The following is a 21,991-nucleotide window of genomic DNA, read 5'->3' as shown; positions in this document are numbered from 1 at the left end:
GGCGCGGGTTCCGTGTCACCCATAGCGTTCGGCATGGCACTCGACATGACATCCGCTTCAGTCTCGTGGGGATTGGCCTTTTGCACTTTAGCCGTTGGCGGCGTGCTGGCGTTTGCCTGCGCAATTGCATTGCGGAAATGACCTCTGCTTCAATCGATAGCGGAGATAGCGCGTGACTGGCCCCGTGCCACGCTGACTTCGCCTTCGGGTCACGAACGACAAAACTCAAAGTGAGTATAACGCGTCCGCTTTCGGGCGCATCGCGACCAAAGCGCTCCTTGGCCGGGCATGTTGAGCCCACCTGCCGACGATGATTCAAGCCCCTAAATCGAGGGCCGAATCATGCGCTACGAACTCACCGACAATGAGTGGTCTGCCATCAAGCCGATGCTGCCGAATAAGCCGCGCGGCGTGCCACGAGTGAATGACCGTCGCGTCCTCAATGGCATCTTCTGGGTCTTGCGATCTGGCGCGCCATGGCGGCGCGATCTGTCGGACAACTTCGGCCCGTACTACAATCGCTTGGTTCGCTGGCGACGGGCGGGCGTGTGGGCCAAGCTTATGAGCGCACTGGCCGGCGCCCATGATGCCGCCGTGCAAATGATCGACACGTCTATTGTTCGCGTGCATCAGCATGGGGCGTGTATCACACGCAACCGGCGGCAGTCGCGAGGTGGATTGACCAGCAAGGTTCATGCATTGGTCGATACCAATGGCTTGCCGGTGCGGCTCGCGCTGACGGACGGCGAGGTGCACGACAACCGACTTGCTGGCAAACTCCTGTCTCGACTGAAGTCGAAAACGATGCTGCTGGCCGATCGTGGTTATGATGCGGACTGGATCAGGAGCCTTGCGGCCGAGAAGGGTGCATGGGCCAACATCCCGCCACGATACAACCGCACCGAGCCTATCTGCCCTAGGTGTACGGCTTGAAACTCAATAGCGATAGTAGTGGTGTCGCCAACGTGGCCGGTACGCTTCCCTGTAGTATCGACGCGGCTGATAGTAGGCGTAGCCTTGGCGCGCGGCTTGGTATTGCGGCGGGATGACACCGTTGGGATAGCAACGGCCATGGATGTCGATGTCGTAGCCGTGGCTGCAATACCCACCAACCTGAACCACTTCAGGCATTTCGTTCTGGACTGCGGGCATTCCGAGCTGGAGGGCGAGGACCGCAGCTGCTCCGCTGATCAATGGCATTTTCAGCTCCCATTAGGTTTGTAGGAACTAAACGCGGCAAAGCCGCGCGTGGTTTCTCTAAAAGAGGACGGTAACATTCCGAGGCGCAATGGCTGCTGAACGGAACATTTAGGAGACGTTCAGTTCCACTGCGATCATCAAGGGGCGGCACGCTGGCCCAGGGCAAGGCGCTGGTATGCGATCCGTGCAATACCGACAAAGGGAGCCGTTCGCTGCAATCGTGACTGTATCGACTCGGCAGCGCCGCCGACAGCTGGGCGCCACTCGTTGCCGCGTCGCCGATCAGGTATCGGGCGGGGCATGTAGCAATGCCCATGCCACGCGGGGGGGGCGGGGCCGCCCCGAGGGCAAAGCGGCCCCCCTATTCGCGCGGTACGCAGGCGGGGCACTATTTCCGTCTGCGCGACCTACGGCCACGCTAGACCTGTTGAGGCAGGCCGCAACAGAACTCCCGTAGGCTTGATGTTCGCCGCGGAGGTTAATTCTGAAACCGCTGACAAAAAGACCGCCCGAAGGCGGTCTCTCGGTAGATTCTGATTGGGTTGGCGATCAGGCCACCGTCAGCGCGGGTGCCTGTTTGCGACGACGAGAGGTCATGAAGCCCACGCCGGCGAAACCGAGGGTCATCATGGCCCAGGTCGAGGGCTGGCACGGCGTTCCACAGTGCTGATCACCACGCTGTCAAAGGCCCGACTGGCCGCATACGAAGGGCGGGCCCCAGCCCCGGGAGTCGAGAAGACGGCGCAAAGGGCTGGAGCCGCGGTGGCGTCTATGGACGCCACCCGATTCCTACGGCATCAGGCCCGGATCGTTCCTAAGGCGTTATCGCGTTGGCTAGCGACCACATGGGCGCACTCGGAAGAGCGGCCTCACGTCCGCCCCGCGCTGCCAAGCGCTGAGAACGGAACGTTGGCCTTAACGGTTGGCGCGCTCAGCATCATGCTGCTCGCCACGCAGGCCGGCTCAGTTGACAACAGGCACCCCGTCGATTCAACGCTCAACGCACATCTGGGATTGCCGGCTCCATCGGTGATACGGCCCGCAAGGGGGAGATGCCACGGATGTGGCCGGGCACACGTTCCGAACGGGCAAAGCTTGCTGCCATCCATCGCGGACACAAGCCCCTTCAGAAGTGCTGCTGCACCCGACGCCACATCCGCCTGCAGCCAAGGCTGGACCGGCAAGCAAGGCTGGACCGGCAAGAGCGTACACCACCAGACAGGCCCCCAAGCAAGCAAAGCGGTTCATTATGGCGGCTCCTCATTGTCTTGAGTGCACGGGTTAACATCGGCGCGGTGAATATCGTTCCTTTGTTCTGCTCGGATCCAAGCTGCCCGCCACTCCAGAACTACATACTCAAGGCCACGCCTTCGGGGGGGCGTTTTCCTCGAACCATTTTTCCGCGGCGTCCGTCGTGGCGAAGACCTTGATGTGGTCGGCAGTCTCTCAGGACAACGAGTGTGCGTGATCGGGTACCCCTAAAGATGCGATCGGATACCCTAAAGAGTAAGTACGAGGTAATCTGCCACTTGCTATCAAGGGATGTGCCGGAGTCGGTTTTGTTCTCGGCACAGGAGACGCATCTCACTTAACGGCCCCAGTCTGCCCCAAGCCCCGCTGGGGCCGTATTTTAACTCATAGCGCCGCCGATCTTTTTCCCCTCAAACAGCGGCTGACGTCGGCGCCCCTGTGCCCACACGCCTTGCAGACGAATTGCTCCACATCGGACAGACGCACCTCATCCGGCCAGCGATTGGCGGGTAGGGTGGTCGAGTGGCTGCGCGATAGTCCCGGCAGAAGACGGCGACACCGGCCACGGGCGCCACCGGCCACGCCGGATTCCCGCATCTTTCCAAAGATGATTTTCTGAGGGCGCTGCGTTGCGCCCAATTCTGCCAAGAATCAGACCCAGCCTGAATGGGCCATTTAGGGGAGTTGCCCTGGGGTGGCGTGGCCCTGCGCATGTCGTCCGGCAACGTCGTGCGCAGGGCCTCTCGACCCGCCGCCCATCGCGCAGCCGATTCCGCTTGTGCGCTGGCGCTACGCCGGCAGCACCTTACGGGGTTGGGCAAGGGCGATGGCTGACGTAACGGCCGACCTAAAGCGGAAGTCGCCCGTCCGCAACACTTTCAAAACAGATAGAAGGTCCCGATCAGCAGGCCCGCAGAAAAGGACCAAAGCCCCAGAGTGCAGGCCGACACGACGCGCACGAGGTTGCGACACTGCACCTCGAACTCCTCGTCCGTTGTCTCATGGAAACGAGCTGCCATTGGCGCTATCCTGCCCCAGCAGGTGTTGGGTGGATGTATGCACAAATCATGGTGAAGGTGGGGCATTTGCGGCCCGGCCCGCGGCCAGAGCCGTTCCCCATGTTCGCAATGGTCAGGGCCGCTTCAGTCAAACCTGCTGCGGACACGAAAAGGGGCGACTCAAAAAGCCGCCCCTATACCTTGTAAGAACTATAAAATATTTGATGATTTGGTGAGCGCGGAGGGACTCGAACCCTCGACCCCATGATTAAAAGTCACGTGCTCTACCGCCTGAGCTACGCGCTCACTTGCCGCGCTGTGTAGGGGGCGGGCCCCTGCGGGTCAATAGCGCCCGCGCGACAAATTCCAGGTTCGCCTGATCCAATTCTCTTGAGGTAGCTAAAGGTTAGTTCGGATTCTTCAACTATCCAGCGCCAATCAATCCACGGGCAAGTCTCGGTTCTGCTGAAATCAGAACCGAGATCGGTTCCTTATTCGACGCGTTTTCCTGACGCGAACCGGAACCCACTTCGCTCGAAAACGCTACGCTAATTGGCCTCGCGGCGGACTTCGGAGGCGACCGGCTGGGACTGGTTGGAGACCCGCGGCAGGCTGACCGGGCGCAGGCCGATCAGTTCCGCCGTCCGCACCGCGCTGTTGCGCCAGAAGGCGAAGGAATTGATACGGGAGTTTTCCAGCACCGCGATCGAAACCGCCGCCAGGAACGGCAGGCTTTGCAGCACCAGCACGCCCGCGAATATGTAGATCTCCCGCACTTCCTTGTAGCCGTTGGTGACGACCAAGACGGCGGCGCCAATCAGAAGCAGCACGCCGATCACGGCTTCCCAGAACGCCTGGAATTCGATCGACATCCGCGACAGCCCGCCCTTGGAGGTGCGGGCGAAGGCGAGGTGCTCGGTGATCAGGCCCTGGGCTACGGCTCGCGACACCGTCCACTGCACGCTCATCGCCGCGATCATCGCGCCCAGCATCTGGCCGGCCTTGATCTTCACCCGCAGGCGATAGAGCGCGATGAAATGCACCAGCGAGACGATGAAGGAGGCGATGATCGGCAGCGTCAGAATCTTGTCGGGGATGGCGATGTCGGCAAAGGCCACGATCGGCACCCAGATCAGATTGAGGATCGCCACCACGACGCCCAGGCTTTCGGCCCCTAGCCAGTTCAGCCAGCCCAGCGAGAATTCGCGGCGCTGGTCCGGCGTCAGCCGGCTGGCGCCGGGCAGGAAACGCCGCCAATGCTTCTTGACGATCTGGAAGCCGCCATAGGCCCAGCGGTGACGCTGCTTCTTGAACGCCTCGTAGGTGTCGGGCAGCAGGCCCTCGCCATAGCGGACGTTGGTGTAGTGCGTCAGCCAGCCCTGCTGCTGGATGGTCAGGCCGAGATCGGTGTCCTCGCAGATGGTGTCGCTGGACCAGCCGCCGGCCATGTCCATCGCGGAACGGCGGATCAGGCACATCGTGCCGTGCACGATGATCGAGTTGAACTCGTTGCGCTGGACCATGCCGATGTCGAAGAAGCCGGCATACTCGCCGTTCATGATGTAGTGCATCAGCGAGAGATCGCCGTCGCGATGCTCCTGCGGCGCCTGCACCAGGCCGACGCGCGGGTCGGCGAACACAGGCACGAGATCCTTCAGCCAGTCCGGATGCACGACATAGTCGGCGTCGATGATGCCGATGATCTCGGCGTCGGCCGCGGTGCGCTCCATGGCGATACGAAGCGCGCCGGCCTTAAAACCCTGCACCTTCTCGGCGTTGATGAACTTGAAGCGCTCGCCGAGTGCGCGGCAGTGGTCCTGGATCGGCTGCCAGAATTCGGGGTCGGGCGTGTTGTTGATGATGCAGACGCATTCGAAATTCGGGTAGTCGAGCCGCGATACCGCATCCAGCGTCTGCTTCAGCATCTCGACCGGCTCGAAATACGCAGGGATATGGATCGACACCTTCGGGAAGGCGACGTTCTCGCCGATGGTGGCGGGCGCCAGCGGCGCGCTCTTGGTGATCAGCCGGCGCGGGCCGTGGCCGAAGGCAACAGCTGCGATCTCGTCGATCCGCGCCATCGCGATCAGGATCAGCGGCACCAGCAGGATCAGGCCGAGCGTCAGCGCAAAGGCCGAGCCGAGCACGAAGTAATGTCCGGCCCAGTAGGCAAAGACCGTCGAAACCCAGGCGCCGACGCCATTGGCGGCCACCGAAAGCATCAGCGCCTGCATGATGGTCGGCCGTTCCAGCCGCAGGATCGGCAGCGACATCAGGATGCCAACGAGCAGCGCGATCGTGGCGAGCTTCCAGTAGTTCTCGTTTACGATCGGCCCGGTCCAGGCGAATTTCGGTTCGCGGTTGGCGTCGAGAATGCCCCAATAGGGGCCGACGCCGCCTTCGAAGAACTTCCAGGGCTGATCGATCGCCTCGACGATGTTGTATTCCATGCCCATGGCTTCGGCACGGGTGACGAAGTTGCGCAGCACGGAGGCCTGCTCAAACGGGCCCGGCTCGGCGTTCCGCAAATTGTAGCCGGCACTGGGCCAGCCGAATTCGGCGATGACGATGCGCTTGCCCGGGAATTTTTCGCGCAGCAGCCCATAGAGGTAAACCGCCTGATCGACCGCCTGCTTGTCGGTGAAGTTTTCCCAATAGGGCAGGACGTGGGCCGCGACGAAATCGACGGAGGAGCCGAGCTCCGGATTGTCGCGCCAGATGTTCCAGATTTCGCCTGTCGTGACGGGAACGTTGACCGACTTCTTCACCCGCTTGATCAGGGCGATCAGATCCTCGACCTTCTGCTCGCCGCGAAACACGGTTTCGTTGCCGACGACGATGCCAATGACATTGCTGTTGCGCTTGGCCAGGTTAATGGCGGCGTCGATCTCGCGCTCGTTGCGGTCGGTGTTCTTGTCGACCCAGGCGCCGAGCGTGACCTTCAGGCCGAACTCGGCGGCGATCGGCGGAACCAGCTCGACGCCACCGGTCGACGAATAGAGACGGATCGCACGCGTCATCGTCGACAGTTTCTTCAGGTCGGCGCGAATCTTCTCGACCTGCGGCAGATTGTCGACGTCGGGATGCGCGCTGCCCTCGAATGGCGCATAGGAAACGCTTGGCAGGATGCCGCGGAAGTCGGGGGCCGGCAGCTTTTGCTGGAACAGGCCCCACACCCCGGCGTGAGCTGCGGTGACAAACAGCAGAACGGCGACGACAGCACGCATCGGCGGCTAAACCATACGGGGCTGAGATTTAAGGAAAGCGAACCTGTCCCCTAGGCTCGACCGACATAGCGGCATCATTAGGATAATCCTGCCGCGCGAATTCACAACTGGTATGACGCCCATGACTTTTTAAGGGCGTGACCAATCGAAACACCGGATAAATAGGATCGTTCCGCTGAACGGATCCTGAATGCCCGACGGTTATTTCGCCGGCGGGGCAGGTGCGGGGCTGGGAGCCGGCGAGGGCGAAGCGGCGGGCGCAGGCGGCGCGTTGCCGGCGGTCGCAGGGGCTGCCGGTGCCGGGCCTTGGGCAGCGGCGGTCTGAGGCTGGGCGCCCGGGTTGATCCAGCAGGCGTGAATGCGGCTGGAGAGCGTTTCCGCGACCTTGGGGTCGATCTGCCCGCCGAACCGGGTCAGGCAGCGGAAGGCGGCCTGGACATGCCCGCCGGGGCAGCCGAAGCGGTCGTACAGGTCAAGATGGCGGAACGCGGTATCGAGGTCGTCGCGCCACATCAGGCTAACCACGCGCCGGCCAAGCCAGACACATTCGGGGTTGCCGGCCGGCCCGTTGATGGCCTGCGACGCCTCGACGAATTCGTCCGCCTTGCGCTGGTTATCTTTGCCGGGATCGGGATTGGCGGCCTGCGGTTTGCCTTGATCCTGCGGAGCCGGGGAGCCGCTCTGGGCCAACGCGCCAGCCGATCCGATCAGGAGGACCAGACCGGCGGCAGCAAAGCGCCGCAAAACCGCAACTTTTGGATCAAGCACCCGTCGACGCATACATTCCCCGATTAGTTTCCCGCCGCGCGGGCGGCTGGTGTGTTGGTCTGGCTTGTTGCCGCCCAAATTCGTCCCCAATGCGGCGGAGACATCAGGCGATTCAAATGACGGGTATTTGCGATTTTGTCCAGCAAAGTCACAACTTTATCGTATCGGTGGTAAAACTGCCGCAGGGGACGAGACGGAATAGGCTGTCCAGCATCTTGGCAGGACGCCGATGAACAGGTAATCGACGGTCCCCGCCCGGAGGATGGAACCGATTTCTCTTCGTACGCCGCTGGCGCTTCTCCTTTCATCGCTCGCTATGATCGCGGCCCTGTGGTGGTGGCTCGCCACGCCGATTACGCTTGCGCGCGCGCCGATCGACCCCAACGCAAAGCTGCAATGCGTTTCCTACGCGCCGTTCCGCGGCGCGCAGACGCCGCTGATTCCATCGACGCAAATCCCTCCGGAACAGATCGCGCAGGATCTGGCGCAACTCGCCAAGATCACCGATTGCGTGCGGACCTATTCGATCGAGAACGGGCTCGATCAGGTCCCGGCGCTGGCCGCCAAGGTGGGATTGAAGGTGATCCAGGGCATCTGGCTCTCGAGCAACCGGACCAAGAACCTCGCCCAGATTGCGGTCGCGATCGAACTGACCAAGGAATATCCGGGCACCATCACCGCGCTGGTGGTCGGCAACGAGGTGCTGCTGCGTGGCGAGATGACGACATCCGATCTCGCCGCCAATATCCGCTCGGTCAAGTCGCGGGTCACCGTGCCCGTGACCTATGCCGACGTCTGGGAATTCTGGCTGCGCAACCGCGAAATCTATGACGCGGTCGACTTCGTCACGATCCATATCTTGCCGTACTGGGAAGACATCCCGGTACGCGCGAAGTTTGCCGCCAGTCATGTCGACGATATCCGCAAGCGGATGGCCGTTGCGTTTCCGGCCAAGGAAATCCTGATCGGCGAGACCGGCTGGCCGAGCGCGGGGCGGATGCGCGAAGGCGCGCTGCCCTCGCGCACCAACCAGGCGCGCGTGGTGTCCGAAATCCTCGATCTCGCCAAGCGCGAAAAGTTTCGGGTCAACCTGATCGAGGCCTATGACCAGCCCTGGAAGCGCCAGCTCGAAGGCACCGTCGGCGGTTATTGGGGCATGATCAACGACGCGCAGCGGGCGCTGAAATATCCGCCCGGCGAGCCGATCAGCAATTATCCATTCTGGAAACTGCAGATGGGCTGTGGGATGGCGCTCAGCGCCCTCGTATTCCTGGCGGGCTGGCTGACGCTGCGGCGGCGGCCGTGGAAGCCTGGGCTGGCCGCCTGGGTCGTGGTCGGAACGTCTGCAACGACCGCCGGCATGCTGCTCGGGATCGCCGCCGACAAGATGTATTACGAGAGCTACGGGGCCGGCGGCTGGCTGCAATGGGGCGCGCTGCTGGCGGCCGCCATCGCCTCGCCGATGCTGTGCGCGAACGCCGCGATGTCGGGCCGGCCGCTGCCGACCTTCCTCGAACTGCTCGGGCCGCGCGACATCAGGACCAAGTCAGTGCTGACGGCGCTGTTGGGTTTCGTGCTCGGTGTCACCACGCTGATCGCGGCGGGGACCGCGCTCGGCTTTGCGTTCGATCCGCGCTACCGCGATTTTCCGTTCGCCTCGCTGACCATGGCGGTGGTGCCGTTCGCGGCGCTGATGCTGCTGAACCGGCCGAAGGAGGGCATGCGCCCGATCGCCGAATCCGCGTTCGCCGGTCTGCTGGTGGCGGCCGCGCTGTTCATGGGCTTCAACGAGGGCAGCCAGAACTGGCAGGCGATGTGGACCTGCGCGATCTATTTGCTGCTGGCGCTCACGCTGTGGCGGGCGCGGGCCGTGCAAATCCCAAAATGAGCAGGCCGATCGCAATCCCCGACAGCGCGATATTGTAGAGCACGATTCCGAAGCCCGCCGCGATCAGCCCCAAGGTCAACAGCAAGATCGACGGCCGGATGACGTGAAGCACAGCGATCACCACCGCGGTGATGCCGAACACCGAATTCTTGAATAGATAGGTGGCAAGCGTCCGCGACTTGCACAGCGTGCTTTGCAGGCCGGCGTCGCAGGCGAGCGCAACCGTCGAGAACTCCACCGCGAGGTAGCGCAAATAAAGCGCGTAGCCGACGGTGACGAAACCGACCACCAACAGGAACTGGACTTGATAGGGCGTAAGCCGGAACGGGGATTTTTTCATCGCGGCAATATGGTCGGGATTGGCGTTTGGGACAAGCGTCCGACTGTGAAGAGAATGCGGGTCAAGGATTTCACGTAACGCTCTGTAGCCAAAAGCTTATTGCGTGTTTTTCCTGCCGAGGATGGTCGACAATGTCGCCTGCGTCGCCGGCGGCGGCGGTTCCGGCTTCCCCTCCTCGACGACCGTCGACCGCTTGGCGACGGCGCGCCGGCGCAGCATCGGCTTGGCGGCGGTGGGCGGCGTGTCGTCGGGTTTGAACGACAGCCGCTGGCCGTCGAAAACAGCGGTTTCGCAGGGACGGTTGTTTTCGGCCAGGACGGCGCAGATTTTTGCGGCGGCGCCGGCATCGTTCAGCGGACCGGCGACCAGGCGAAGCTGCATGCCGAGGCCGGTCGTGCTTTCCTTGATGACGATGATTGGACGCAGCGCCATCAGCGGCGCGTTCGATCTCGACTTCAACAGCCCGCGCCACAGCGCACGCAGGCCGTTCACGGAATTGGCGGTGCCGAGATCGACCCCGAACTCGGTCCGCTGCAGGGAAACTTTTGGCGCAGTCTCTTCGTCCGCTTCCGCATCTGACGGCGCCGACGCCACCACGTCAGGGATCGGGCTCGCGATAACCTGGTTCGGCGGTTTGCCGGGCTCGATCAGCTTGGCGGCCGCAGGATCTGGCGGCGCCATCATCGACTGCGAGGCCACCAGCGGTGTGGCGGGCGAGGGCTTTGTCGGCTCCGGCTTGAGCATATCGGCCTTTGCCGTTTCCAGCTTGCCGCTATCGGTCTTGCCGGCGTCGGTCTTCCCTGCATCCTTTACCGGAGGAGCCGGGGCCGGCTCGGCGGCAGCGCTGGCTGCATGCTTGTCTGCGGCGGGCGCTGCGGCCGGGGCAGTGGCGACCGGCGCGACGGATGGCAAGGCTTGCGGATTCAAGGCTTGCGGATTCAAGGCTTGCGGATTCGGGCTGGCCGCCGGCTCCGCATTGGCAGCAGGCGGCGGAGTGGAAGCAGGGCCCTGCCGGGCAATGGCGCCGGTCACGGAGTCGAGCCCGTGTTCCAGGTTGGTCACGCGGGCATACAGCCTGTCACGATCGCCATTGAGCGTCTCGATCGCGGCTGTGAGCCGCCGCGCCTCGTTCTGGGTTTCCCTGGCGACCGTTTGTATCTGCTGCGCTTGCCGCGTCAGGTCGGCGGCTGCGACCTGCTCGCGCTTCCATCCGAACGACGACTGGTTCGCCATCACGGCCAGAACCACCGCAGCCGTCGCGCCAAAGCCCCAGGAGGCGATCCGCCACAGGGCGCGACGGTCGAATTCATCCTCGTCGGCCAGCAGGTTGCTGAGCATGCCACCGCTGTCGTCCGCCTCGAAGTCCGGGAGATGGTCTGGTTTTTTGGCCAAACGCCCTTGGCCCTCCTCAAGGCCCGAATCACCGGTCAAACATTAACAGGGAAAAGCGCCGCTCACCTGAATCAGGAGGTTTTTGGGCGGCGAATCGGTTTGATCTCCGGGGGAAAACAATTAAAGACGGCCGGCAAGCTTGTTCGCCCGATACGTTCCGTCATGGCCGTGCTTGTCCCGGCCATCCACGTCTTTCTTGCTCGATGGGAACAAAAGACGTGGATGCCCGGCACAAGGCCGGGCATGACGAGCCAAACGAAAGTGCCCGATTTCGTCGGCTGCTTTTTGAAGCAGACTCTGAGGACCCGAATGACCGCTCGATCCAGCCTGACTGTCGTGCTCGCTGCCGGCGAGGGCACGCGCATGCGATCCTCGTTGCCGAAGGTGCTGCATCCCGTCGCTGGCCAATCGCTGCTGGCGCATGTGCTGGACGCCGCCCCGCATGGAACAGGCGCCTCGCTCGCGGTCGTGATCGGGCCAGACCACAAGGCGGTGGCCGACGAGGTCAAGCGGGTGCGGGCGGACGCGGCGACCTTCGTTCAGGCCGAGCGCCTCGGCACCGCGCATGCCGTGCTGGCCGCCCGCGAGGCGATCGCGCGCGGCGCCGACGATCTGCTGGTGGCGTTCGGCGACACGCCGCTGATTTCGGCCAAAACCTTTGCGCGGCTGCGCGCGCCGCTGGAAAACGGCGCTGCGCTCGCGGTGCTCGGTTTCCAGGCTGCCGACCCGACCGGCTATGGCCGGCTGCTGCTCGAAGGCGACCGCCTGATGGCGATCCGCGAACATGCCGACGCGACCGCGGAGGAACGCAAGGTCACGCTGTGCAATGCCGGCGTGATGGCGTTCGACGGCCACCGCGCTCTGGAAATTCTCGACCGGATCGGCAATGCCAACAGCAAGGGCGAATACTATCTGGTCGATGCCGTCGCTATTGTCAGGGAAATGGGATTGGAGGCCGTCGTGATCGAAACCAGCGAAGACGAAGTGCGCGGCATCAACAACAAGGCCCAGCTTGCGGAAGCCGAAGCGGTGATGCAGGCGCGGCTGCGCCAGGCGGCGCTCGATGCCGGCGTGACACTGATCGCACCGGAGACGGTTTATCTCGCCGCTGACACCAAGTTCGGCAGCGACGTCACCATTGAACCGTTCGTGGTGATCGGCCCCGGTGTGACGATTGCCGACGGCGCGGTGATCCATTCGTTCTCGCACATCGTAGAGACCTCGATCGGAAAGAAGGCCTCGATCGGTCCCTATGCGCGCCTGCGCCCCGGCACCTCGCTCGGCGACGGCGTTAAGATCGGCAATTTCGTGGAGACCAAGGCGGCGACAATCGAAGCGGGCGCCAAGGTCAACCATCTCTCCTATGTCGGCGACGCCCATGTCGGCGCCAATTCCAACCTCGGCGCCGGCACCATTACCTGCAACTATGACGGCTTCTTCAAGCACAAGACCACGATCGGCAAGGGCGCGTTCATCGGCACCAACTCCTCGCTGGTCGCGCCGGTGAAGATCGGCAAGGGCGCCTATATCGGCTCGGGCTCGGTCATCACCAAGGACGTGCCTGACGATGCGATGGCGGTGGAACGCAGCCCGCAGAGCAACCGCGAGGGCGGGGCGGCAAGGTATCGCGAAATGAAGATGCGGGCCAAGAAGCCGAAAGAGGGTTAAGCGCGAGGGATTTTGAGTCCTCTCTGTCAGTAGCTAACTATAGATTCCCTTGGCCACGTAGCCGATCTGTCCTGGTCAAGGGGGAGCCGTGGCTTCGACGCATCGGCGAGAAGTCAAACTTCTTTCGTACTGATCCCTGGCGCTTGATGGATATACCGGCGGTCAGTGATTTGATCGAACATGAACTTTGCAACGTTTTCGCGATTGACGGTCAGCGAATGTCTGGAAACGCCATACAGCCCTACGTTGAGGTGAGCGGAGGCGGGATGGTTCTTCAAGAAAGCCACACGCACCATTGTCCATTCCAACTCCGAAGCTCGTATCACCCTTGCGAGCCCAAGGATGTCATTGTAGCAGCTGCGCATCATATGCTTGATTAGCAACGCGGGGAGCCCGATTTTCCAGTCAAATCGATCCCCGGGGTCGGCAGCCGTGCCGGTAGAAACGGCAATGAGGCGTTGCACCTGCGTCTGCTTCATCGCTGAAATAATCGCTTCCGTAGCCCTCGTAATCGGCAAATCTTCTGGATGCCGTAACGTCGTCGGCCCAAGCGCCGACAAGACGGCGTCAGATCCGCTGATGGCTTCTCGCAGAAGAGCACTATCGGTAAGCTCACCGCGAACGATATTCACCTTGGCGTTTTCAAAGAGGCTGCTCGGCCGCGCAACGAGCGTGACGTCAATGCCGCGTTTCAAAGCCTCATCGATCAAGTACCTACCTGTAGTTCCTGTGGTACCAAAGAGCGTTACTTTCATGTTGCACCTAACGGCAACAGCTTTGCCGTGGCGCAAGCAATGCCGCGCCGCGAACCTGTGACGATGGCAGCCATTCCTTTGATGCGGCTCATATTGATGTTCTGTCCATAGTTGATGGTGGCCGGGCGCGTCAGAACGTTGCCGCCTGCATATAGGGCGACGGGACCTCGCGAGCGGCGTTTTGCGTGACGAACGAGGCAGCCAATAGCACGAGGCCCACCGCGGCAGGCAGGGCGGCGCTGGGCTTCTGGACCGCAACGTGCGCCAGGAAGGCCAACAGCAGGTGATAAAACATACCCGCATAGGCGAGATCGCTGAGCGGCACATTGAAGCGCAACAGAATTGCGGCCGGGCCCAAAACTTTCACGACGATCATCAACGGCACGAGGTAGGCCGGGTAGCCAAGCTCCGCGAGCGCCTGCCGAACCCAATCTCCTTTGGTGACGTACATGTAAGCGGAAGTCAGATACAGCAAGGACAGAAGCGCCGTGCTGATCCAGTAAGAGTAAATTGCAGCCATGAGGTCTCGTTGATTGCTGTTGAGCAGCAATCTCCTTCATCTTGTTCGTTGTCTGGATGCGCACTTTTCTGCGCGCCTTGTGCATCGAAAATGTAGAACAAGATCGTCTCTCGCAAGTAGGATGAATAACTTGCAGCAGGTATGGAAAACCAGACTATGGCCAATAAAGAAATCAACATGCATGAGGAGATGCGGCGCGCGTTCGCATTGCTCTCAGACAAGTGGAAGCTGGAGATCATGTGGCTGCTCAACCAGCGGGTCTACCGCTTCGGGGAGTTGCGAAAGGCGATCCCCGGCATCACCCAGCACATGCTGACCGCACAACTCCGCGAGCTCGAAGCGGACGGTCTGGTCTCGCGTACCGTGTTCGCAGAAGTGCCGCTGCGGGTAGAGTATGAGATGACGCAAAAGGCACGCGCGCTTGGACCCACGATGGAGGCCCTGACGGCCTGGTGGATTAAGTATGGACAGAGCGTGCCGGTAAAGCCGAGCGCGCGCGGCCGCAAAGCCAAGGGCGGCTGAATACCAAGGCGCTGCCACAGACGGCTCGCATACAGATCGCCTTGCGATACGTCTTGACGTTTTATGCGTGTTGACTGGAATTACGGTGACAGTGCACCCCATTGCACGTCGCCCGCGGCAGATTAAGTGCACTGTCACCGCTAGCCGTTACCCTCACGCTGCCTCGTAGGACGCAATCTTTTTGATTTGCGGTGCGAGCACGTCTTCGGCCGTTTCGAGGTCGTAGCGCGCCTGAATGTTCATCCAGAACGCAGCGCCGGTCTTGAAGAACTTGCCGAGCCTCAGCGCGGTGTCGGCCGTAATGGGCTTCTCTTCGCGCGCGATGCGTTCGATCCGGGTGCGCGGCACGTGCAGCGCCGCTGCGACGGCGTAGGATGTCAGCTTAAGCGGAACGAGAAACTCTTCTCGCAAGATTTCGCCGGGGTGAATCGGGGGAAGTTTCTTTGCCATCTGCAAGCTCCTAATGATAGTCGACGATTTCCACGTCTTCGGGACCCGCATCGCTCCATCTAAATACGATCCGCCATTGATCATTGATGCGGATCGAGTGCTTGCCCACCAGATCGCCCTTGAGTCGTTCAAGGCGGTTACAGGGAGGCGAGTTCAGGGCCTCGAGAAAATCGGCGGCGTCCACCATGATCAGTTTTCGGCGCGCTACTTTGGCGAGGTTTGCCGGGAACCCCTTCGGTACCGCGCGGCCCTGAAGGATCGACTCGGCGAACTTCCCCTTGAAGCTCCTAATCATGAGCAGTACGTATCTCATTGAGATACGTATTGCAATGCTTAGTATCTCGATGAGATACTAGTGACGAAGCTGCAAGCGTAGCCCCGATGAGCGTAGCGACATCCGGGCTTGTGGTTTATCCCCGCAATTGCTGCGCTCATGCGGGCTACTTGCTGGTTGAGCGGCCGGCACACCCGTTCACAACACTGTTATTGCGACCTGCCGCGCTCTCTGCCGCCCTCAACTGGGCGTCTCGCGCTTGTTGTTGTACCCTCGGCGGGGCAACTGCACGGTCGCCAGGAGGAAGCTACATGACCACCGTCCTACTCAACCGCCGGAACCTCCTCGCTGCTGGCGGCTGTGTCCTGGCAACCGGGGTTTCCGGGCTCCTGTTGCCCGCCCGCGCGCAAGGCCTTGCGCCGACCGCTTCGATGCCAGGCGGGGCCAACAACTACCGCGGGGGCGCGGCGATCGTGGATCGGATCGGCAAGGGTGGCTTCTGGATGAGTGGCACAGTGCGCCGCGCAGGCGACGGGGCTCCGCTTGCCGGGCAGCGCATCCAGATTTGGGCGCACACGACCGAAGGGCGGGAGCACGAGCCGCAAAGTCATGGAGCCACGCTCACCGACAAGAACGGGGCGTTCCGTCTCGAGATGCCGCAGATTATTCCCATCTTTGGCCAACCGCATGGTCACCTGGCCTATGACAGTGGTGAATTCAAAACCGTCTTTCTGCGTCCCGTGATGCGGAGCGCAAAAGATACCAGCCTGGAGGCGCACTTCGTCCTTCAGCCGGCCTGATCGAGTTGCGAACGAAAGGATGGAGATTGGCCCAGGCGACCCTGATCTGGGTCGCCCTTGCGACAGCCATTTGCGTGCCGATCGCCGCTGCAGGGACGAGCCCGCTGCTGGCATGGCGCGATCCGGTCTACATACTGGCCTGTTTCGCAGGAATCATCGCACTGGGTCTTGTGCTCGTTCAGCCTCTGCTGATTGGCAGATACTTGCCGGGACCGTCGGCCTATCGTGGACGGCTTATACATCACTGGATCGGAGGCGTGCTGGTCGTCGCGGTGGTGGTCCACGTCGGGGGCCTTTGGATCACCAGTCCGCCTGATATGATTGACGCGCTTCTCTTCTCATCGCCGACGCCGTTTTCCCCCTGGGGTGTGATCGCCATGTGGGCAATCTTCGCCGTCGCGCTTATAGCTGCACTCCGCCGGCGATTGGGACTGCGAGCGCAAATGTGGCGTATCGTCCATATGCCTCTCGCGATTGTCATCGTCGCAGGGAGTGTGGTCCATGCCATGCTGATCGAGGGAACGATGGAGACGATCTCGAAGGCGGCGCTTTGCGCGCTGGTCCTCGCGGCGACCATAAAAGTCATGGCCGATCTACGGGTGTGGAGAAAGCGAGGGACGTTGCGCGGAGAGAACATTGCGCGACGCTAAACCAGCGGAGTTAGCGCACGCGGCATCGTGTCGCCACTGCGCCGCCAGGCGCCTTATTTTTCCAGCCCGCGGGCAATCTTGCCCTTGATCTTCTCCGCCTCAGTTGGGTCGGGCTTGAGCGACAACGCCTGCTCCCAGGATTTACGCGCCTCGTCCTGGCGTCCCGTCCGCCAGTACGCATCGCCGAGATGGTCTCTTGTTTCGCTGCTGTTTGGTTCGAGAGCGGCCGCGCGCTCCATGAGCTTGATCGCCTCCGGATAGTCGCCGAGCCGGTAGTGCGCCCAGCCAAGACTGTCGAGCAAATTGCCGTCGTCCGGTTTGAGCTTGACGGCCTTCTCGAGCAACGCCAGGCCTTCCTTCAGCTTGAGATTACGGTCGACCCAGTTGAAGCCGAGCTGATTGAGAACCGAGGGCTGATCGGGATCGAGCTCCATCGCCTTAAGAAAGTCCGCCTCGGCCTGAGGCCATTTGCCGAGCCGCTCGTAGCTCACGCCGCGAAGGAGCCAGTAATTCCAGTGCGACTTCTCCGGTTTGCCGACCAGCTCGATCGCCTTGGCGTAATCCTTGACCGCGCGTTCGAAATCGCTCTTGTCGCGGTAGGCATCGCCGCGACGGCCATACGACCGCGAATTCTTCGGATCGAGGCGGATTGCCTCGCTGTAATCATTGATGGCGCGGTCGTTATCGCCCTTGTTGGAGTAGGCGTAGCCGCGATTGTAGTAGGCAACCACGTATTTCGGATCGAGGCGGATGGCCTCGTCAAAATCCTTGATAGCGCGGTCGCTGTCACCCTTGCTGGAATAGAGGCTGCCGCGATTGTAATAAGCCGCCGCATCTTTCGGATCGAGACGTATCGCCGCGTCGAACTCCTGGATGGCGCGATCATTGTCGCCCTTGTAGGAGTAAACAGCCCCGCGATTGACATAGGCAACCACATATTTCGGGTCGAGGCGGATCGCCTCGCTGTAATCCTCGATGGCGCGGTCGTTATTTCCCTTGTCCCTGTGGGCATTGCCGCGATTGTAATAGGCGGCCACATATTTTGAATCGAGGCGGATTGCCGCGTCGAAATCCCTGATGGCGCGGTCGTTATCGCGCATGTCGGTGTAAGCGCTGCCGCGGCTGTAATAGGTCATCGCATCTTTCGGATCGAGGCGGATCGCCTCATCGAGATCCTTCATGGCGCGGTCTTTATCGCCTTTGTGGAAGTAAGTAATTCCACGGTTGTGGTGGGCAGCCGCGTATTTCGGGTCGAGCCGGATCGCCTCGCTGTAATCCTTGATCGCGCGGTCGTTATCGCCCTTGCCTTTATGGGCATTGCCGCGTTCGAAATAGGCAAACGGAATTTTTGGCTCGAGGCGAATTGCCTTGTCGAAATCCTGGATGGCGCGGTCGTGATCGCCCTTTTGGGCGTGGGCGCTGCCACGACTGTAATAGGCTATCGCATCTTTCGGATCGCGGCGGATTGCCTCGTCGAAATCCTTGATGACGCGATCGTAGTCGCCCTTTTCGGAAGAGGCCGTCCCGCTGATGTCAAAAGGCGTTGTCGCGGCTTGTTTCGCACCCCGCCGTATCAGCGCCGCCTCGTCGTAATCCTTCTTCGACCGAGCGGGGTCTCCCTTGGTTTCATAGGCGCGCCCGCGAATCTCATAGGCAAGCGCATATTTCGGATCGAGCCGGATCGCCTCGTCGTACTCCTTGATGGCGCGGTCGTGGTCGCCTTTGAAGAAGTAGGCACCGCCACGATGCAAATAGGTGCTCGCATTTTTCGGATCGAGGCGGATTGCCTCGCTGTAATCCTTGATGGCGCGGTCGTGATCGCGCTTGCTGGTGTAGGCAAGCCCGCGATTGAAATAGGCGTCTGCAAAATTCGGATCGAGGCGGACCGCTTCGTCATGATCCCTGATGGCGCGGTCGTTGTCGCCCTTGCCGGAGTAGGCATTGCCGCGATTGCTATAGGCGTCCGCAAACTTCGGATCGAGGCTGATCGCCTCGTCGAAATCCCTGATGGCGCGGTCGTAATCGCCCTTGCTGTGGTAGATCTTGCCGCGGCCCTCATACGCAAGCGCGTAGCGTGGATGGAGCCGGATCGCCTCGTCCAGATCCGCGATGGCGCAATCGTAGTCGCCCTTCATGTGGTACGCACGGCCGCGCGCGTTGTAGGCACGCACGGCTTTCGGATCGAGGCGGATCGCCTCGTCGTAATCCCTGATGGCGCGGTCGTAGTCGCGCCTGGAGTAGGCATAGCCGCGATTGACGTAGGCGTTGGCGCGGTTGGTCTCGCTCTCTGCCGCGCCGCGCGCCAACACCGTCGTGCATCCGGCGATCTTGCGATCCTGATCGGCGGTCTGACCGCAGTCCTCCCACGCCTTGTCCGCCGCGCGAGCCGGCGGGGCGAGCGCGGGCAGGAACGCCAGAGCCAGGAAAAAGCAGCGCCAGAGCATCTCATCCCCATCCAGAGCGCGTGGGCGAAGGCGGCGGTCAAAGCGGAAATCAGCTCAAGCCCAAACCCCTAAGTCGCCCCGGCGCGCTTCCGGGTTCAAATTGGTCGAGCGCTTGGTCTGGCCTGTGTAATGGCGACGCCTGATATCGCGATTAGCCCCCCGGCAATCAGCTTTGGCGTGATGCGGTCGCCAAGGAACAACACGCTCGAAATCAAGGCGAATACCGGAAGCAGCAGACCGAAGGGGGCGACGCGGCCCATGGAGCAACGCCCGATTAGCCAGAACCAAAGGCCAAACCCGACAATCCCTCCGATGAAAATTGTGTAGGCGAGGGCCAGCCAACCACGTTCATCCGCCGTGACAAGGCTCGCCAGTTGGCCATGCTCAAGGAGCAACGACATCAACATGACCTGAGGCACCGTGAGCAGCGACGACCACCCCATCAACATCAGGGGATCAAACGGGCCGTAGCGTTTCGTCAGGACGTTGGACACCGCGAATGCGAAGGCTGCCCCGACCACAAGCAGCAGCGGAAGCGCGTTTGCCGACAGGCCAGGCTCCGCTGCCAGCACGACCACGCCTATGAATGCAATCACCACGCCGGCGGACGTGGTGAGAGACGGCCTCTCCGCGAGCAGCGGCCAGGCCAGCAGGACGGTGAAGGGCGTGGCGAGTTGATAGGCGACGGCCGACATGCTTCCCGAGCCGAGCCCAAGGCCAACATAGAAGAGCCCGAAGTTCAGTCCACCAAGGAAAATCGAAATAGCTGCGATAGGGCCGAACTGTTGACGCGCAGGCCTTTTGACGAACGGAACAAGCAGCAGCGCGATGGCCAGGAAGCGCAGTGCGAGGAAGAAGAGCGGTGGAAACTCCGTCACGCCCACCTTGATGGCCACGAACTGATAACCCCAGAGCAGGGGGACAACCACCGCGCAGACGATCTGAATGGCAGACATGGCAACTTTCCTTTCAAGACCGATCAGTCTAAATATTGGCGCGCGCCAATCGCGGAAGGCGTCCCATAGTCTGTTACCTGATGAAGCGGTCGAGAAGCGCGTCGGCGGTGGCTTGCGATGTGATCCGTGTCGGCGCCGTTTTGCCGACCACGCGCAGCCCCTCGACGAAACAGACGAGAATTCGGGCGGCACTTGAAGGCTCAACGCCATCGGCCAGCTTGCCCGCCGTCTTCGCACGGGAAAGCGCATCCACCAGTCGGGCCTCCATAGCTTTGAAAAAGCTCGCGACGCGACGACCGACTTCGGCATCCTGGCCAGCCAGTTCCATGGCTGTCGCCACCAGCAGGCATCCGCGCCGACCTTTGGCACCGGTCGTGCGGTCGACGTAGCCGGCAAGGTAGGCCCGCAGGCCGTCGACCGGCTCCCTGCGGCGGTCGAGTTCGATATCCATCCGTGTCAGCGCATCGGCAATGTAGCGATCAAGCGCCCGCAGGAAGAGCGAGTGCTTGTCGCCGAAAGCGGCGTAAAGGCTGCCGCGCGAGAGCTTCGTCGCGCGAAGAAGGTCCGGGAGCGCCGTGGCGTGATAGCCCCGCGACCAGAACACACCCATCGCGCGTTCGACAGCGGCTTCCACGTCGAAACTTCGGGGGCGGCCACGGGGCAACTGCACTGGGGTTTGGCGGCTCATTACTAATATATAGACCAATTGGTCTTTAAATCAAAGTGAGCCATCGACCGGCGACGCGAAGTTCATCCTGCAGGGAAGTGTAGCGAACGCAAGCTATTGCTCTGACGACAGGCGGATCATCTGGCGCCCGTCATTCATCGCCTTGAGATTGTTGACGTAGTTCTCGGGACGCTGCCAGCGGTGAGGAACTTTCAATCCCATGAATTCTGCGATGCTGCCGATAAACGCGGTGCAATTCGTTGTCTCGGCGTTCCAGACCGGTGAACTCGCCTGCAATTTCTTGATGTATGCGAAAACCCGTTTTGCGTCGGGTTCATTCAAGTAGACGCGGTAGCTGGCGGTCAGGTACTGCGGATCCAGATCGCCATAGCTTGCCTTGGTCTCGGACGGCACCCAGATCAGATGACCGAGCACATAAGGTACGTTGTCTCCGGCAGGGGTAAGGCCCGCGACTTCGACGGCTCGCTCGCTTGTCTTCCCGAACCAGACGAAAGCATGTCCCCAGCTCGCCGCCGTTCGCGCTCTGAAATCGACGTAGTACGGGCCCTTTGCTGAGCCCGATCTTGTCTTTCGGATCGACTGTGGCGCCGGTTTCGATTCAATGGACGCGTCAGGGGAAACAAGCGCGTCCGCGTTGGCGGCGCGCTTGTCGACTTCCTGTTTCGGCGAAATGAGACGTTCCAGGCCCGCGAGAATGTCAATCTCGCGGGCAGAAGCTGGATGGATTTCGCACTGGAGCAGGACAGCGAGTCCCGCAAGCAGGCATAGTCCCGATCTCTTCGGCCTGTTTGCCACGGTTCGCTCTTCGACTGTCGACGCTAGAGGTCAGGATCAACGTGGATCTGAATCAATACCGCGACGCATAGGGTCGCGGCGGCGCGACAGGCGTCTTGCCGACCGGGGTCTTCCCGATGGGGGTCTTGCCAATCGGCATCTTGCCGACCTGGGCGGTCTGATAGACGGGCTGCCTGCGTGGGATGTCGGCAGCACCAGCCGCAGTCACCAGGGCAAGCGTCGCACCCGTTGCAATCACAATCTTCTTCACAGTACGTTTTCCTCTTACGTTAGAGAAAGCAGGGCAATCAGCCGCGCCCCCCTCAGCCGCGCCGTGAGCATGAATGACCGAATGCGCCGACAGTGCGGCAGGTCCGGTCACGTCTTTGCGGGTGCGGCAGATATGAGACAGGCGGAACCTGCAGA

General features: G+C 61.7%; 20 protein-coding genes, 1 tRNA gene and 2 pseudogenes. 6 read left to right on the top strand and 17 right to left on the bottom strand.

Annotation, left to right across the window (positions count from 1 at the left end):
- Positions 1 to 342 precede the first annotated feature (342 nt).
- Positions 343 to 915, top strand: a pseudogene (locus AC0QUY_RS14995) (IS5 family transposase); the annotation flags it as partial.
- 21 nt (positions 916 to 936) lie between these two features.
- Here the strand turns inward: AC0QUY_RS14995 and AC0QUY_RS14990 are convergent.
- The 6 genes and pseudogenes from AC0QUY_RS14990 to AC0QUY_RS14965 form a co-directional block, all read right to left on the bottom strand.
- Positions 937 to 1,200, bottom strand: coding sequence for a hypothetical protein (locus tag AC0QUY_RS14990; RefSeq protein ID WP_475387391.1), 264 nt, complete (start codon positions 1,198 to 1,200; stop codon positions 937 to 939).
- Positions 1,201 to 1,749: 549 nt separating this feature from the next.
- Positions 1,750 to 1,848 (bottom strand): annotated as a pseudogene (locus AC0QUY_RS14985) (PEP-CTERM sorting domain-containing protein); the annotation flags it as partial.
- Positions 1,849 to 3,329: 1,481 nt separating this feature from the next.
- Positions 3,330 to 3,470: a hypothetical protein gene (locus AC0QUY_RS14980; protein ID WP_161854719.1), complete on the bottom strand. Its 141-nt coding sequence runs from the start codon at positions 3,468 to 3,470 to the stop codon at positions 3,330 to 3,332.
- Positions 3,471 to 3,679: 209 nt separating this feature from the next.
- Positions 3,680 to 3,755, bottom strand: a tRNA-Lys gene (locus AC0QUY_RS14975).
- Positions 3,756 to 3,997: 242 nt separating this feature from the next.
- Positions 3,998 to 6,676 (bottom strand): glycosyltransferase, encoded by a 2,679-nt coding sequence (locus AC0QUY_RS14970; RefSeq protein ID WP_161854718.1) that lies wholly within the window; start codon positions 6,674 to 6,676, stop codon positions 3,998 to 4,000.
- 201 nt (positions 6,677 to 6,877) lie between these two features.
- On the bottom strand, positions 6,878 to 7,456 hold the full coding sequence (locus AC0QUY_RS14965; protein ID WP_161854717.1) for a beta-1-3, beta-1-6-glucan biosynthesis protein: 579 nt from the start codon (positions 7,454 to 7,456) through the stop codon (positions 6,878 to 6,880).
- Between the two features lie 250 nt (positions 7,457 to 7,706).
- On the opposite strand from AC0QUY_RS14965, the gene AC0QUY_RS14960 reads away from it, so the two are divergent.
- Positions 7,707 to 9,332, top strand: a complete 1,626-nt coding sequence (locus AC0QUY_RS14960) for a glycoside hydrolase family 17 protein (protein ID WP_475387390.1) — start codon at positions 7,707 to 7,709, stop codon at positions 9,330 to 9,332.
- Here AC0QUY_RS14960 and AC0QUY_RS14955 read toward each other — a convergent pair.
- Together AC0QUY_RS14955 and AC0QUY_RS14950 are read right to left on the bottom strand one after the other, a co-directional pair.
- Positions 9,292 to 9,672 (bottom strand): hypothetical protein, encoded by a 381-nt coding sequence (locus AC0QUY_RS14955; RefSeq protein WP_161854716.1) that lies wholly within the window; start codon positions 9,670 to 9,672, stop codon positions 9,292 to 9,294. The genes AC0QUY_RS14960 and AC0QUY_RS14955 overlap by 41 nt on opposite strands.
- Positions 9,673 to 9,768: 96 nt before the next feature.
- A complete protein-coding gene (locus tag AC0QUY_RS14950; RefSeq protein ID WP_246738229.1) occupies positions 9,769 to 11,064 on the bottom strand; it encodes a hypothetical protein in 1,296 nt (431 codons plus the stop codon).
- 309 nt (positions 11,065 to 11,373) lie between these two features.
- Between AC0QUY_RS14950 and glmU the strand changes: the two genes are divergently transcribed.
- Positions 11,374 to 12,732 (top strand): bifunctional UDP-N-acetylglucosamine diphosphorylase/glucosamine-1-phosphate N-acetyltransferase GlmU, encoded by a 1,359-nt coding sequence (gene glmU, locus AC0QUY_RS14945; RefSeq protein ID WP_475387389.1) that lies wholly within the window; start codon positions 11,374 to 11,376, stop codon positions 12,730 to 12,732.
- A 113-nt stretch (positions 12,733 to 12,845) separates the two neighbouring features.
- On the opposite strand, the gene AC0QUY_RS14940 is transcribed toward glmU, so the two are convergent.
- Complete coding sequence (locus tag AC0QUY_RS14940) at positions 12,846 to 13,487, bottom strand: NAD(P)-dependent oxidoreductase (protein WP_161854714.1); 642 nt, start codon at positions 13,485 to 13,487, stop codon at positions 12,846 to 12,848.
- Positions 13,488 to 13,617: 130 nt separating this feature from the next.
- Complete coding sequence (locus tag AC0QUY_RS14935; protein ID WP_475387388.1) at positions 13,618 to 14,007, bottom strand: DoxX family protein; 390 nt, start codon at positions 14,005 to 14,007, stop codon at positions 13,618 to 13,620.
- Between the two features lie 141 nt (positions 14,008 to 14,148).
- On the opposite strand from AC0QUY_RS14935, the gene AC0QUY_RS14930 reads away from it, so the two are divergent.
- The gene (locus AC0QUY_RS14930; RefSeq protein WP_161854712.1) at positions 14,149 to 14,529 is read left to right on the top strand and encodes a winged helix-turn-helix transcriptional regulator; all 381 of its coding nucleotides are present in this window, start codon (positions 14,149 to 14,151) and stop codon (positions 14,527 to 14,529) included.
- 153 nt (positions 14,530 to 14,682) lie between these two features.
- Here AC0QUY_RS14930 and AC0QUY_RS14925 read toward each other — a convergent pair whose 3' ends face one another.
- Positions 14,683 to 14,979, bottom strand: coding sequence for a HigA family addiction module antitoxin (locus AC0QUY_RS14925; RefSeq protein ID WP_161854711.1), 297 nt, complete (start codon positions 14,977 to 14,979; stop codon positions 14,683 to 14,685).
- 10 nt (positions 14,980 to 14,989) lie between these two features.
- The gene (locus AC0QUY_RS14920; protein WP_475387387.1) at positions 14,990 to 15,274 is read right to left on the bottom strand and encodes a type II toxin-antitoxin system RelE/ParE family toxin; all 285 of its coding nucleotides are present in this window, start codon (positions 15,272 to 15,274) and stop codon (positions 14,990 to 14,992) included.
- A 290-nt stretch (positions 15,275 to 15,564) separates the two neighbouring features.
- On the opposite strand from AC0QUY_RS14920, the gene AC0QUY_RS14915 reads away from it, so the two are divergent.
- Together AC0QUY_RS14915 and AC0QUY_RS14910 are read left to right on the top strand one after the other, a co-directional pair.
- Complete coding sequence (locus AC0QUY_RS14915) at positions 15,565 to 16,053, top strand: peptidase associated/transthyretin-like domain-containing protein (protein ID WP_475387386.1); 489 nt, start codon at positions 15,565 to 15,567, stop codon at positions 16,051 to 16,053.
- Between the two features lie 26 nt (positions 16,054 to 16,079).
- Positions 16,080 to 16,703 carry a ferric reductase-like transmembrane domain-containing protein gene (locus tag AC0QUY_RS14910; RefSeq protein WP_475387385.1) on the top strand — a complete coding sequence of 208 codons (624 nt, stop codon included), beginning with the start codon at positions 16,080 to 16,082 and terminating at the stop codon, positions 16,701 to 16,703.
- 53 nt (positions 16,704 to 16,756) lie between these two features.
- Here the strand turns inward: AC0QUY_RS14910 and AC0QUY_RS14905 are convergent, their stop codons facing one another.
- The 5 genes from AC0QUY_RS14905 to AC0QUY_RS14885 form a co-directional block, all read right to left on the bottom strand.
- Entirely contained in the window at positions 16,757 to 19,147 is a 2,391-nt protein-coding gene (locus AC0QUY_RS14905) for a tetratricopeptide repeat protein (RefSeq protein WP_475387384.1), read from the bottom strand.
- A gap of 95 nt (positions 19,148 to 19,242) precedes the next feature.
- Positions 19,243 to 20,103: a DMT family transporter gene (locus AC0QUY_RS14900; protein WP_161854706.1), complete on the bottom strand. Its 861-nt coding sequence runs from the start codon at positions 20,101 to 20,103 to the stop codon at positions 19,243 to 19,245.
- A gap of 73 nt (positions 20,104 to 20,176) precedes the next feature.
- Complete coding sequence (locus AC0QUY_RS14895; RefSeq protein ID WP_202639095.1) at positions 20,177 to 20,791, bottom strand: TetR/AcrR family transcriptional regulator; 615 nt, start codon at positions 20,789 to 20,791, stop codon at positions 20,177 to 20,179.
- Positions 20,792 to 20,884: 93 nt separating this feature from the next.
- Positions 20,885 to 21,586, bottom strand: a complete 702-nt coding sequence (locus AC0QUY_RS14890; RefSeq protein WP_475387383.1) for a hypothetical protein — start codon at positions 21,584 to 21,586, stop codon at positions 20,885 to 20,887.
- A 52-nt stretch (positions 21,587 to 21,638) separates the two neighbouring features.
- A complete protein-coding gene (locus AC0QUY_RS14885; RefSeq protein WP_161854703.1) occupies positions 21,639 to 21,836 on the bottom strand; it encodes a hypothetical protein in 198 nt (65 codons plus the stop codon).
- Between the last annotated feature and the right edge of the window lie 155 nt (positions 21,837 to 21,991).

The sequence above is a fragment of the Bradyrhizobium sp. WYCCWR15520 genome (assembly GCF_056174665.1).
The sequence above is the reverse complement of the archived record's forward strand: the minus strand, read 5'-3'. Positions and strand labels throughout refer to the sequence as shown.